Below are 12,981 nucleotides of genomic sequence, written 5' to 3' on the forward strand. Positions count from 1 at the left end.
CAGATGGCAGACTCGGCGGAGTGAACGACGTGGCCGCATCGCCGATGGATGGTGAGCTGGAGAGTGTCAGCCTGGTGGAGTTGGCCGTCACCCGGCTCACCCAGGAGATCCTCAGCGGCCGGAGCGACCCGGGTGAACGCCTGGTGGAGGAGCAACTGACCAGGCGGTTGGGGATCAGCCGGGCGCCGCTGCGGGAGGCGCTGCGGTTGCTCGCCCAACAGGGGCTGGTGGAGCACGTGCCCCGGCGGGGCGTCCGGGTCGCCACCCTCTCCGACCGCGACGTGCGGGAACTCTACGAGCTGCGCGACGTGCTGGAGCGGTTCGCGGTGCGGGCCGGCATCCCGGTGGCCCGCGACGACGACCTGGCCGGCCTGCGGGCGGCGCTGGAGCAGATGCGCGAGGCGGTGCGGCGCGGCGACCGGATGCTGGTCGCGCAGGCGCACCGGGCGTTCCACGTCGCGCTGGTGGCGCTCGCCGGCAACCGGAAGCTGTCCGACGTGTACGACTCGATCCTGGTGAAGTTGCAGCTCTACATGGCGATCAACCTGCGCCGTGAGGCGGAGCTGGCTCAGCCGCTCGACGGCGTGCACCGGCACGAGCGGCTGTTCGAGGCGGTCGCCGGGGGAGACCCGGAGGAGGTGCTCGCCGTGCTCTCCGCGCACGGCGCGCGCTCGTACCTCGGCTAGGTTTCCGTCGTCCTGATTGGTCGGGTACGGCACGTGGCCGGTCCGGGGTGGTGGCGGCCCGGCCTGCGGGCCGTCATGGCGTCGTTACGAGGCGGACCGTCGCTCGTAACAAGACAGTCGACAATCGACAGTATGTCAGAGCGCATCGGCACCGTCGCGGAACTACGGTCGGCCTATCGAGACGGTGCGACCAGCCCCGTCGACCAGATCGAACGCGTCCTGGCCGGGCTCGACGGGCGGGACGGCGGACCGGTCTGGATCAGCACCGTCCCGGCGGCCGAACTGCGCGCCCGCGCCGAGGAACTGACCCGCCACCACGACCCCGCCGCGCTGCCGCTGTACGGCATCCCCTTCGCGGTCAAGGACAACATCGACGTCGCCGGGATGGTCACCACGGCCGGCTGCCCCGACTTCGGTTACCGGGCCGCGCAGGACGCGCCCGTGGTGCGCCGGTTGCGCGACGCCGGCGCGCTGCTCGTCGGCAAGACCAACCTCGACCAGTTCGCCACCGGCCTGACCGGCTCCCGCTCGCCGTACGGCAGCGGTGAGAGCGTCTTCGGCGGCGGGCTCGTCTCCGGCGGCTCCAGCTCCGGATCGGCCGTCGCGGTCGCCGCCGGCCAGGTCAGCTTCGCCCTGGGCACGGACACCGCCGGCTCCGGCCGGGTCCCGGCGGCGCTGAACGGCATCGTCGGGCTCAAACCCACCCGGGGTCTGCTCAGCACCGCCGGGGTGGTGCCGGCCTGCCGCTCGCTGGACTGCGTGTCGGTGTTCACCACCGACGTCGCGGGCGCGGTCGACGTGCTGCACGCCGCCCGGGGCGTCTCGCCGGCCGACCCGTGGGGCCGTGCCCTGCCGGCGCGACGGGCGAGCGCGGACGTGCCGGCGACGCTGCGTCTCGGGGTGCCCCGGCCGGAGGACCTCGACTTCTTCGGCGACGACGGGCAGGCCGACCGGTTCGCGGTCGGCGTACGGCGGTTGAGCGCGCTGGTCGCCGACGCGCTGCCGGTGCCGCTGGACGACTACCTCGCGGCGGGGGACCTGCTCTACCAGGGGCCCTGGGTAGCCGAACGGCTCGTCGCACTGGGCGACTTCCTGCGGGCGCATCCCGGGTCGGTCCTCCCGGTCACCCGGGCCGTGCTGGAGACCGGTCGACGCTACGACGCGGTCGACGCCTTCCGGGGCCGGCACCGGCTCCGCGAGCTGCGGGCCCGGGTGGACCGGCGGTGGCAGGAGATCGACGTGCTGGTGGTGCCCACCGTCGGCACCACGTTCACCCTCGACGAGATCGCCGAGGACCCGATCGGCCGCAACGCCGTGCTCGGCCGCTACACCCAGTTCGCCAACCTGCTCGACCTGGCCGCGGTGACCGTGCCCAACGGGTTCACCGAGGACGGCCGGCCGGCCAGCCTGACCCTGCTCGGCCCGGCGTTCAGCGACCTCACCCTGGCCCGGCTCGCCGCCGCCCTCACCGAGCCCACCCCGGTGGACGCCCACCCGGCCGGGACGGGCACCGCTGCGGCGACGGTGCCGCGCGGTGGCGTGGCGGCGGCTCCCGGCCCGGCGGAGCTGCTGATCGCCGTGGTGGGGCGGCACCTGGCCGGCGAGTCCCGCAACGGTGAGCTGACCGGGCACGGGGCCACCCTGGTCGGCGCGGACCGGACCGCGCCGCTCTACCGGCTCTACCGGATGGACACCCCTGACGACGAGGGACTGCCCGGCCTGGTCCGGGCCGCCCCGACCGGCCCGCCGGGCCTACCGATCGACGTCGAGCTGTGGCGGCTGCCCACGTCCGCGGTCGGCGCGTTGCTGGCCGGGGTGCCGGCACCGCTCTCCCTCGGCTGGGTCCGGCTGCACGACGGGCGGGACGTGCTCGGTTTCCTCTGCGAGGCGTACGCGGTGGGGCCGCAGGTCGAGGACATCAGCGCCACCGGTGGCTGGCGGGCCTGGCGGACCGCCGCCCGCCGCTGATCCGGACACCACCTCCGACGACGACAGGGAGCGAGGATGGGCAGCATCGGGCCGGTACCGGCCAACCCCTACCCGTGGCCGTACGACGGCACGGTGGACACCACGCGTACCGCGTTGCTCTGCATCGACTGGCAGACCGACTTCTGCGGGCCGGGCGGCTACGTCGACGCGATGGGCTACGACATCGGACTGACCCGGGCCGGACTGCCGGCCACCGCCCGGCTGCTGGCGCACGTCCGGTCGCTGGGGATGCTGGTCGTGCACACCCGCGAGGGCCACCAACCGGACCTGTCCGACCTGCCGGCGAACAAGCGTTGGCGCTCGGCCCGCATCGGTGCCGAGATCGGCGCCGCCGGACCGGCCGGGCGGATCCTGGTCCGGGGCGAACCCGGCTGGGAGATCGTCCCGGAGGTCGCCCCGGCGGCCGGCGAGGTGATCGTCGACAAGCCGGGCAAGGGCGCGTTCTACGCCACCAACCTCGACCTGGTGCTGCGGACCCGGGGCATCACCCACCTGATCCTCACCGGCATCACCACCGACGTCTGCGTGCACACCACGATGCGGGAGGCCAACGACCGGGGCTTCGAGTGCCTGATCCTGTCCGACTGCACGGGCGCGACCGACAAGGGCAACCACGAGGCGGCCCTGCACATGGTGACCATGCAGGGCGGCGTCTTCGGCTGCGTCGCCACCGCCGACGACGTCATCGCCGCCACGGTGAGGTGAGGAATCCCCATGTCGACAGTCGCCGCGGCGCGGCCTACCCCGTACTCCTTCGAGCCGGCCAGCACGGCGCTGCTGGTCATCGACATGCAGCGCGACTTCCTGGAGCCCGGCGGCTTCGGGGAGAGCCTGGGCAACGACGTCGGTCAGCTCCGCCGCACCATCGCGCCGCTCGCGGCGCTGCTGGCCGACGTCCGCGCCGCCGGCCTCACCGTCGTGCACACCCGTGAGGGGCACCTGCCCGACCTGTCCGACTGCCCGCCGGCCAAGCTGCACCGGGGTGCGCCGAGCCGGCGCATCGGCGACCCGGGCCCCAACGGCCGCATCCTCGTGCGGGGCGAGTACGGCCACGACATCATCGACGAGCTGACGCCACTGCCCGGCGAGCCGGTCGTCGACAAGCCCGGCAAGGGTGCCTTCCACGCCACCGACCTGGACGCCCTGCTGCACGCGCGGGGCATCCGCAGCCTCCTGGTCACCGGGGTCACCACCGAGGTGTGCGTGCACACCACCGTCCGGGAGGCCAACGACCGCGGGTACGAGTGCCTCGTGCTCGCCGACTGCGTCGGGTCGTACTTCCCCGAGTTCCACCGGGTCGGACTCGACATGATCGCCGCCCAGGGCGGGATCTTCGGGTGGGTCGCCGACTCCCCACAGGTACGCGCCGCGCTCGCCACCACCTCCGTGTCGCACCCCTCCTCCTGACCGGGAGCAGCCATGGTCCCCACCAAGCCCCCCGCCGTCGCTCTGCCGTTCTGGGTCCGCGGCGACACCAACGCGTTCTTCGGTTTCGGCGTCAACGTCCTGGTCAACGTGCTCACCCTGACCGGGCTCTGCGTCGCCGTGGTGAACCTCCCCGAGGGGGAGGTGTTCGGCACGATCCTGCCGGCGCTGGGCATCGCCCTGGTGGTCGGGAACGTCTACTACACCCTGCTGGCGCGGCGGCTGGCCCGCCGGGAACAGCGCACCGACGTGACCGCCCTGCCGTACGGGCCGAGCGTGCCGCACATGTTCATCGTCATCTTCGTCATCATGCTGCCGATCTACCTGCGTACCAGGGACCCGGTGCGGGCCTGGGAGGCCGGCCTGGCGTGGGCCTTCATCATCGGCGTGATCGTGCTGATCGGCGCGTTCGTCGGCCCGTACATCCGCCGGTACGCGCCCCGGGCCGCCCTGCTCGGCACGCTGGCCGGGATCTCCGTCACCTTCATCTCGATGAATCCGGCCGGGCAGATGTGGCGCATGGCGTGGGTGGCGTTGCCGGTGTTCGCGCTGCTGCTGATCGGTCTGCTCACCGACGTGAAGCTGCCCTTCCAGTTTCCGATCGGGCTCGCCGCGCTGCTGGTCGGCACGGCGATCGGCTGGGCCGGTGGGGCGATGTCGGTGCCGGACGTCACCGCCGCCGCCCGGGATGTCGCGGTCGCCGTACCCTCGTTCAAGCTGGACCTGCTGCTCACCGGTCTGGGCGACATGGCGCCGCTGCTGGCCACGGCGATCCCGCTCGGGGTCTACAACTTCACCGAGGGCATGTCCAACGTGGAGAGCGCGGCGACCGCCGGTGACCACTACAACCTGCGCAGCGTCCTGCTCGCCGACGGGGCGGGCGCGGTGATCGGCGCGGCTCTCGGTTCGCCGTTCCCGCCCGCCGTCTACGTCGGACACCCGGGCTGGAAGGCGGCCGGTGGCCGCACCGGCTACTCGATGGCGACCGGCGTGGTGATCGCGGTGCTGTGCTTCCTGGGCATGTTCGGTCTGCTCGCGACGATCTTCCCGACGGCGGCCATCGTGCCGATCCTGCTCTACATCGGGCTGCTGATCGGCGCGCAGGCGTTCCAGGCGACGCCGAGGGCGCACGCCGCCGCCGTGGTCGCCGCGCTCATCCCGAACATCGCGGCCTGGGCCACCAGCCAGATCGACAACACCCTGGCGGCGGCCGGCACCACCGCCGCCACGGTGGGCGACGAGGCGCTCAACGGCGCCGGGGTGGTCTACGACGGGTTGCTCGTGCTCGGCCAGGGGGCGATCCTCGCCGGCCTGGTGCTCGGCGCGGTGGTGGTCTTCATCATCGACAAACGGTTCGTCCGGGCGGCGGTCTTCGCCGGGGTCGGTGCGGTGCTGTCGTTCGTCGGGCTGATCCACGGTGAGAAGATCGAGTGGAACGCCAACGGCCCGGTGGCGCTCGGCTACCTCTTCGTCGCGGCGATCTGTGCGGTCTTCGCGCTGGGCCGGCCCGCGCCCCGCGTCCCCGACCCGGACGAGGCCGAACTGGACCGCCGGCACGAGCCGCCCGCCCCGGCCGTCTCCACCGCCCCGGCCACCGCCACCGCCCCGCCCGCCCCGGGCGGTCCGGCCGACGGCACCCGGCCGACGTCGGCGGTCAACGGCTGAACCGACCGGCCCGGTCGGTGGTCGGTGACCCCCCACCCCGACCACCGACCGGGTCAACAGGCCGCCCATCCGACGGTGGAAAGGGACGCACCACATGGAGATCGACCGGGCGGAGGTGGTCGCCGAGGTCACGGCGGCCTTCGCCGGCTACGAACAGGCGCTGGTCGACGGCGACGCGGACCGGATCTGCGGCTACTTCTGGCAGTCCGACCGGACCGTGCGGTTCGGCCTCGCCGACCACCAGTACGGCTGGGACGAACAGCGCACGTGGCGGGCCGCCCAACCGGCGTTACCGCCCGGCCGCCGGCTGGTCGACCCGGTGGTCACCACGTTCGGCCCGGACCTCGCCGTGGTGACCACCCGGTTCGGCTACCCCGGCGCCGCCGCCACCGGTCGGCAGACCCAGACCTGGGTACGCCTGCCCGTCGGCTGGCGGATCGTCACCGCGCACGTCTCCGAGCCGGCCTGCGCGCCGGCCGACGGCGACACAGCGACCTGACCCGGCGTGGGTCGGCGGGCCGGTCAGCGTGCGGTGTCGGGCAGGTGCTTCGCCAGGTGGACGGTGCCGTCCGGGCCGGCCGGTGACAACGGCCGGTAGCCGACGCTCCGGTAGAGCGCGATGTTGCGCAGGCTCCTGGCCCCGGTGAACAGTTCGATGCGGCGGCACCCCGGTCCGGCGGCGACCTCGGCGGCCCGCAACAGCCACCGGCCCACCCCCCGCCCGCGCAGGTCGGGTACGACGGCGAGCCGCCCGAGGTGGCAGTCGGTGCCGTCGGTGCGGGTCCGCACCATGCCCAGCAGCCGACCGTCGCGCCAGAGGCCGATGGTGTGCCAGTCCGCCAGCCACTGGCGCACCTCCGGCACCGACTCGGACAACGGTGGGATGTCCAGTGTCTCGTTGACCAGGGCCTCCTCCGTCCAGCAGCACCGTTGCAGCACGGTGACCTCGGGCGCGTCGTCGCGGGTCAGCCGCCGGGCGTACGACCCGGGCAGCGGGCCGGGGGCGGCCCGTTCCCGCTCGCGCATCGGCCGCAGGGCGTGGGCGAGCCGGACCACCTCGTCCAGCAGGGCGACGCCGGCCGCATCGCGGTCGGCGTCGGGCCGCAGCCGGCCGTCGCGCACGGCGTCACCGATGCGCACGGCGACCGTGCTGCCCGTCGGGACCATGCGCAGGGCCGTCACCACCTGCTTGGCGTGCTCGACGGCCCGGGTGCCGGCCGAGGTGTGGCCGTAGCTGACGAAACCGATCGGCTTCCACGCCCACTCGCCGCCGAGGTAGTCCAGCGCGTTCTTCAGCGTCGCCGGCATCCCGTGGTTGTACTCCGGGGTGACGGCGAGGAAACCGTCCGCCGTGTCGACGGTGGCGCTCCACCGGCGGGTGTGCCCGTGCCGGTGGACGCCCGACGACGGCGACTCCTCCTCGTCGAGGAACGGCAGGTCCAGGTCGCCGAGCGCCACCGGCACCACCTCGACGTCCAGTGCCGCCGCCCGGCCGGCGACCGCGTCGAGCAGCCACCGGCTCACCGCGGGACCGAGCGCGCCGGGACGGGTGGCGCAGGTCAGCGCGAGGACACGGAGCGGTTTCGTTGACATGGAAACGAAGGCTAGGTGCTAGATTGATTACATGTCAACAAAGCCGGGGTCGGTGCGGTGGCTGACACCCGCCGAGGAGCGGGCCTGGCGGGCCCTGCGGCGGGTGATGGTCGCCGTCCAGACCGGCACCGCGCACGACCTGGCGGCGATCGGCCTGTCCGAGGCCGACTACGAGGTGCTGAGCACCCTGTCGGAACAGCCCGCGCAGACCAGCACCCTCGGCGTGCAGGCCGACAAGATGGGCTGGTCCCGCAGCCGGCTGTCCCGGCACGCCAGCCGGATGGAGGCACGCGGACTGCTGCGCCGCGCCCCCGACCCGGCCGACGGGCGGGGCTGCCTGCTCGTGCTGACCGCGCCGGGGATGGCCGCCCTGCGCGACGCCGCGCCGGTGCACGTCGAATCGGTACGGCGGCACCTCGTCGACCGGCTCACCCCGCAGGACCTCGCCGCCCTCGAACGGATCGCCGGCCGGCTGGCATGGCCCCGGCCCGACGACGAACCCGACGGGCCACCGCCGGCAGGGGCGAGCCGACCCTAGAGCGGGAACCGCCCGTGTCGCCAGTGCCAGTGACCGCCGGCCGCCAGGTGGTCGATGATCGCGCGTTGCAGCACGGTCCGCCGGGGCAGCCGGTCGAGCGGCGTGCTGAGCGTACGGAAGGCGAACCGGCGCACCTCGACGTCGGCGTCGGGCCCGTCGGCCGGCACGTACGGGAGCAGTTCGAACCGGCGCTGGAACCGGATGATGTTGGAATCCTCGGGGAGATATTCGCGCAGCTGGGGGTCGAGCAGCCAGGAGCCGCAGGAGAACGCGGTGTGGTGCTCGTCGGGGAAGTGCCGGGGGAAGAACTCGCGGGCCTCGTCGAGGGACGCGTCGACCGCCTCCGGGCTCAGCGGCCCGGCGTCGGGGACGTGCAGGCCGATGGCGGTGCCGGACCGCTCGTGCTGGAGCCGGCCCAGCTCGTAGAGGCCGCCCCGGACGTGCAGGGTCAGCCAGCTCTGCATGACCGGCCAGCCCTCGCCGCGCATCCGCCGGTCGATCGCCAGGTTACGACCCAGGTCGGCGAGAGTCGCCCAGGAGACGCCGGCGGCGATGCCGTGCTCGCGGTGGTATCCGCGGACCACGTCGACCAGGGCCAGGTAGGCGTACACGTAGAGGTGACGCCAGGCGGGACCCCGGTCGCGGGGCAGCTCCGGGCCGGGCGACAGCCACTCGTGCCCGCCGAGGTCGGCGCGGACCAGGGCAGTCGAGCGGTCGAGCAGCCAGCGCAGCTCCGGCGTCCACTCCGGAGAGTCGCGGTCCGGCCAGCCGGCCATGATCTCGGCGGCGTCGTCCGGCCGTACCGCCAGCCGGTCGAGGAGGGCGGGTGCGTCGGCGCGGGTGGGCAACGGGGCCGACGGCCGGTCACCGGCGAGCCGGTGCACCCGCTCGACCTCCTCGACGGGCACCCCGAGCCGGGCGGCCACGGCATCCAGGTCCACCGGCCGATCCTACCGGCCACCGCCCCACCCCACGGCCCGGCGTGACCCCGGCCGCCGGTCAACGGTGCAGCGCCCCCACGGCGAGCACCACGAAGGCCACCAGGTTGACCAGCACGTGGGTGGACATCGCGACGACCAGGCCGCGCGGGCGTCGGGCGACGACCGCGAGCGGCAGCGCGAAGACCGCCACCGTCAGCCAGGCGTACGGCTGCCACAGGTGGTAGAGCGCGAACAGCACCGCACCGGCGAGCGCCGGCCGGCTGGTGGGCAGGCGGTGCAGGAGCACGCCCCGGAAGTACAGCTCCTCGACGACCGGACCGACCACGACGAAGCAGACCAGCCAGCCGGTGACCGTGACGGCGGTCTGCCAACCCGGGCGACCGGCACCGGCCACCACCGGGTCCAGTCGCCACCAGGACGGCAGGGGGACCAGGTCGTGCAGTTGCGGCTCCAGCCACTGCACCAGACCCGGTGCCAGCGCCGCGACGGCGAGCGTCGGGGCCAGCAGCCGGGCCAGCCGACCCGGCCGTGGCCAGCGGGTGTCGGGCTCGTCACGGTCACGTCGCAACCGGTGTACGAGATACAGCTCCAGCGGGGCGAGCACCAGCAGCACCGCCGCGTACATCGCCCAGACCGGCGGCAGGTCGGCCGCCGCCAGGAAAACCCCACCTGGTCGTTCGTCTGGCGGGACGTCATCACCCGGCTCGCCGCCGACTTCCGCTGCGTCGCCCCCGACCTGCCGGATTCGGGCTCTCCGTGGCACCCGCCGGTTTCGACGGCCGTCCCGCGTCCCTCGCGGCGGTGATCGAGCGGTTCGTCGTCGACCTCGACCTGACCGACGTCGTGCTCGTCGCGCAGGACTGGGGCGGCCCGATCGGGCTGCGGGTCGCCGAACTCCTGCCCGAACGCTTCGCCGGCACGGTGCTCGGCAACACCTGGGCCTGGCCGGTCACCGGCCACCGCCACTTCGAACGGTTCTCGACGCTGATGGGCGGACCGGTAGGTGGGTGGTTGATCCGACGCGCGAACCGCTTCGTCAACGTCATGATCCCGGCCGGCCACCGGCGACGGTCCCTCGGCAGCGCCGAGATGCGGCACTACCGGGCGGCGCTGGCGACCCCCGAGCGTCGGCAGGCATCAGCGGTGCTGCCCCGGGAGATCGTCCACAGTGCTCCCTTCCTCGCCGACGTCGCGTCCTGCCTGCACCTGCTCCGGGACCGGCCCGCACTGCTGCTCTGGGCCGACCGCGACATCGCGTTCCGGCGGACGGAACTGGACCGCTGGCGGCGGGAACTGCCCGACGCGACGGTCGTCGAGATTCCCGGTGCCGGCCACTTCCTCCAGTCCGACGCGCCCGTCGAGTTCGCCGACGCGCTGCGGGCCTGGCACCGCACCGCCTTCGCCACCCGGCAGGCGTCCCCGGAGAGCACCGACTGATCCCCGCCCACCGTCAGCTCACCCGGGCCGGCGGGAGCCCCGACGGGTGAGCGTGGCGGCGGCGACGAGCAGGGTCACCACGAACGCGCCGAGGACGGTCAGGCCGGCCACCCGGGCGGCCCGCGACGGGCCCGGCGTGACCGGCACGACGACCGGTCCGGCCGCGACCGGCACCGGCGGGTCGCCCTGCCGGGGCGCGAGCGCGGCGACCGCCGCGTACGCGTCGAGCATCCCGCCGCCGACCTCCCGGGTCGACCCGCCGCCCGGGACCGCGGTGCGCTCCAGCCGGGCGCGCACCTCGGCCTGGGACAACCCCGGGTGGTACGCGCGGACCAGCGCGGCGACCCCGGCGACGTACGCGGCGGCGACCGCCGCGCCACCCACCCGGTAGTGGCCGGACCCGCGCGGGGCGATCCCCAGCCCGGCCCCGGGGGCGGCCAGGTCGGTGCCCGCGTCGGCGGCCACCGGCCCGGCCGTACCGTCGGCACCCACCGCGTTGACCGCCAGCACGGTCGGAAACCCGGCCGGGTAGCCCACCGGCGGGTCCCCGCCACCGTCCCCGCCCCGGTCGGTGACGGCGGCGACCACCAGGACGTCCCGGTCGACCGCGGCCCGTACCGCGTCGGCCAGCTCGGGGGTCGCCGTGGTGACCCCGGTGGCGACCAGGATGACGTCCGCCCCGGCGGTGGTGGCGAGCCGGATGCCTGTGGCGAGCCGGGCCGGGCTGATCCGCCGGTTCGCGTCGGTGATCCGCACCGGCAGGATCTCGGCGTCCGGGGCGATCCCGCCGGGGCCCCCGCCGGCGGTAGGCCGGGCCGCGACGATGCCGGCCAGGGCGGTGCCCCGACCGACGCAGTCGCTGTCGGCCCGCCCGCCGGTGACGTCGGCACCCGCGCGTACCGCCCCGGCCAGGGCGGGCGCGGCGGCGCTCACCCCGCTGTCCACGACGGCGACCACCACCCCGGCCCCCCGGGTCAACGGCCAGCTGCTCTGCGGGGCGAGCAGGCGCAGCGCCCACGGCGTCTCCCGGACCGTCACCGGGGACGGCCCGACGCAGCTCCCCGCCGTCGCCGGCAGCGGTGGCGGTTCCCCGTCGGCGGCCCCGGCCGGCGACCCCACCAGCACCGCGACGGCGACCAGCGTCCCGACGACCCCGGCCCGCCGACGACCGGCCGCACCCGTCACGGCAGCACACCCCGGGCCACCGCCGGCTCCACCGGTTCCGGCAGGGCCGCCGGCTCCACCGGTTCCGGCAGGACGGCGGCGTCGGCCGCCCGGCGGGTGAGCCGGCGGGCCCGGCGGCCGAACACCCCCACTGCGGTGAGCAGGAGGAGCCCCAGCCCGGCGGCCAGCAGCGCCGGCCAGGTGCCGGAGCCGGCGTGGTCCGGCTCCGCCGCCGCGTCCGGGCCGGTGCTGACCGCCGCCAGCGGGTCGACCATGCCCCAGCCGTGCTCCGGGCTCGGGCTCGACCGGGTGCCCGGGTCGGCGGTGGCGGCGATCCGGCGGGCCACCTGGACGGCGTCCGCCCCGGGCAGCGCCGTGCGGACCAGCGCGGCGACCCCGGCGACGTAGGCGACGGCGTACTCGGTGCCGGTGCGGGACCGCGGCGTGGTCGCGCCGACGCCGAGGGTCGGCACGTCCAGGCCCGGCGCGGTCACGTCGACCCCACCGGCCGGATACGCCAGGACGGGCCGACGGTCGGGGCCGACCCCGGCGACCCGGAGCAGCCCCTCCTGGGCCGCCGCCGGGGTGCCGTCGGCGGTGGTGGCGGGGGCGACCACCACCACGTCGTGCGCCACGGCCGACCGGACGGCCTCGGTCACGGCCGGATCGGTGAGTTTCGCGTACCCGCCCAGGGCCACCACCGTCGCGCCCGCCGACACGGCGACCTCGATGCCGAGTGCCGTCCGCCGTGGATCGGCGTCGGTGGCGTCGGCGACGACCCGTACCGGCAGGACCGCTGCCTCGGGGGCGACGCCGACCACCGGCGGCCCGGGTGAGCCGGTGCCGGCGGACGCCGCGATCACACTCGCCATCGCGGTGCCGGTGCCCAGGCAGTCGGTGTCGGCGCGGGCCTTGCCGGTGATGACGTCCGAACCCGGCGCGACCCGCCCGGAGAGGGCGGCCAGTTCCCCGTCGACGCCGGAGTCGACCACCGCCACCAGCGCGCCGGCACCGGTGCTGTGCGGCCAGGCGCGCGCCGGGGACAGCTCCGGGTCGACCCACGGGGACCCGGCGTTGTTCCCGGAAGCGGCGTCGACACAGCCCGCAACGCGCGCACCGGCGGGGGACCGGCCGGGCTTCGCCGTCGGGGTGTCCGCCGGCAGCAGGCCGTAGCGGACCTCGTCGCCGGACGCGTCCCAGGGCAGCACCAGCAGCCAACCGGGGGACAGTCGCTGCCCGACGGCGGTGAGGGCCCGGCCGTCGGGCTGCCGGCGTCCCTCGTTGAGCCGGTAGACCTCGTCGGCCCGGTCGGGGTCGGCCAGGAACCGGGCGGCCACCCCGGTCAGGTCCGTCACCGCCTCCTCGGACCCGCCGGAGACCGTGTAGTACTTCACGTACGTCGGGGGCGGTGCCGGGGCCGCCCGGGCCACACCGGGCGGGGCGAGCAGCAGCGCGCAGGTCGCCATGAGGCAACCCAGCGACCGGGTCCAGGACACCAGCAACCGGCTCATCCACCGTCTCCTCGTCACCTGCGGGCATCGGC

At 75.0% G+C, this 12,981-nt stretch carries 13 protein-coding genes; 8 read left to right on the forward strand and 5 right to left on the reverse strand.

What is annotated here, in order from left to right:
• Positions 1–20: 20 nt before the first annotated feature.
• From ACN267_RS05130 to ACN267_RS05155, 6 genes are all read left to right on the forward strand, one after another.
• Positions 21–686, forward strand: a complete 666-nt coding sequence (locus tag ACN267_RS05130; RefSeq protein ID WP_204961546.1) for a GntR family transcriptional regulator — start codon at positions 21–23, stop codon at positions 684–686.
• Positions 687–818: 132 nt separating this feature from the next.
• Positions 819–2,654 carry an allophanate hydrolase gene (gene atzF, locus ACN267_RS05135; RefSeq protein WP_421488050.1) on the forward strand — a complete coding sequence of 612 codons (1,836 nt, stop codon included), beginning with the start codon at positions 819–821 and terminating at the stop codon, positions 2,652–2,654.
• Between the two features lie 36 nt (positions 2,655–2,690).
• On the forward strand, positions 2,691–3,380 hold the full coding sequence (locus tag ACN267_RS05140; RefSeq protein ID WP_421488051.1) for a cysteine hydrolase family protein: 690 nt from the start codon (positions 2,691–2,693) through the stop codon (positions 3,378–3,380).
• A 9-nt stretch (positions 3,381–3,389) separates the two neighbouring features.
• Complete coding sequence (locus ACN267_RS05145; protein WP_281896391.1) at positions 3,390–4,082, forward strand: cysteine hydrolase family protein; 693 nt, start codon at positions 3,390–3,392, stop codon at positions 4,080–4,082.
• Positions 4,083–4,094: 12 nt separating this feature from the next.
• Positions 4,095–5,765 carry a regulator gene (locus tag ACN267_RS05150; protein ID WP_421488052.1) on the forward strand — a complete coding sequence of 557 codons (1,671 nt, stop codon included), beginning with the start codon at positions 4,095–4,097 and terminating at the stop codon, positions 5,763–5,765.
• Between the two features lie 94 nt (positions 5,766–5,859).
• Positions 5,860–6,264: an AtzH-like domain-containing protein gene (locus ACN267_RS05155; protein ID WP_204961551.1), complete on the forward strand. Its 405-nt coding sequence runs from the start codon at positions 5,860–5,862 to the stop codon at positions 6,262–6,264.
• A gap of 23 nt (positions 6,265–6,287) precedes the next feature.
• Here the strand turns inward: ACN267_RS05155 and ACN267_RS05160 are convergent, their stop codons facing one another.
• A complete protein-coding gene (locus ACN267_RS05160) occupies positions 6,288–7,358 on the reverse strand; it encodes a GNAT family N-acetyltransferase (RefSeq protein WP_421488053.1) in 1,071 nt (356 codons plus the stop codon).
• A 31-nt stretch (positions 7,359–7,389) separates the two neighbouring features.
• Here ACN267_RS05160 and ACN267_RS05165 point away from each other — a divergent pair, with 31 nt between their 5' ends.
• A complete protein-coding gene (locus tag ACN267_RS05165; RefSeq protein ID WP_421488054.1) occupies positions 7,390–7,896 on the forward strand; it encodes a MarR family winged helix-turn-helix transcriptional regulator in 507 nt (168 codons plus the stop codon).
• Here the strand turns inward: ACN267_RS05165 and ACN267_RS05170 are convergent.
• Both ACN267_RS05170 and ACN267_RS05175 read right to left on the reverse strand, forming a co-directional pair.
• Positions 7,893–8,837 carry an acyltransferase domain-containing protein gene (locus ACN267_RS05170; RefSeq protein ID WP_421488055.1) on the reverse strand — a complete coding sequence of 315 codons (945 nt, stop codon included), beginning with the start codon at positions 8,835–8,837 and terminating at the stop codon, positions 7,893–7,895. The two genes, ACN267_RS05165 and ACN267_RS05170, sit on opposite strands and share 4 nt — an antisense overlap.
• A 58-nt stretch (positions 8,838–8,895) precedes the next feature.
• Positions 8,896–9,462, reverse strand: a complete 567-nt coding sequence (locus ACN267_RS05175; protein ID WP_204961555.1) for a CPBP family intramembrane glutamic endopeptidase — start codon at positions 9,460–9,462, stop codon at positions 8,896–8,898.
• On the opposite strand from ACN267_RS05175, the gene ACN267_RS05180 reads away from it, so the two are divergent.
• Positions 9,366–10,274, forward strand: a complete 909-nt coding sequence (locus ACN267_RS05180) for an alpha/beta fold hydrolase (RefSeq protein WP_421488056.1) — start codon at positions 9,366–9,368, stop codon at positions 10,272–10,274. The genes ACN267_RS05175 and ACN267_RS05180 overlap by 97 nt on opposite strands.
• An 18-nt stretch (positions 10,275–10,292) precedes the next feature.
• Here the strand turns inward: ACN267_RS05180 and ACN267_RS05185 are convergent, their stop codons facing one another.
• Complete coding sequence (locus ACN267_RS05185; RefSeq protein ID WP_204961557.1) at positions 10,293–11,459, reverse strand: S8 family serine peptidase; 1,167 nt, start codon at positions 11,457–11,459, stop codon at positions 10,293–10,295.
• Positions 11,456–12,949: a S8 family serine peptidase gene (locus tag ACN267_RS05190; protein WP_421488057.1), complete on the reverse strand. Its 1,494-nt coding sequence runs from the start codon at positions 12,947–12,949 to the stop codon at positions 11,456–11,458. Before ACN267_RS05190 ends, ACN267_RS05185 begins: the two co-directional genes overlap by 4 nt.
• Positions 12,950–12,981 lie beyond the last annotated feature (32 nt).

The sequence above is a fragment of the Micromonospora sp. WMMD734 genome (assembly GCF_049178975.1).
Lineage (GTDB): Bacteria > Actinomycetota > Actinomycetes > Mycobacteriales > Micromonosporaceae > Micromonospora > Micromonospora wenchangensis.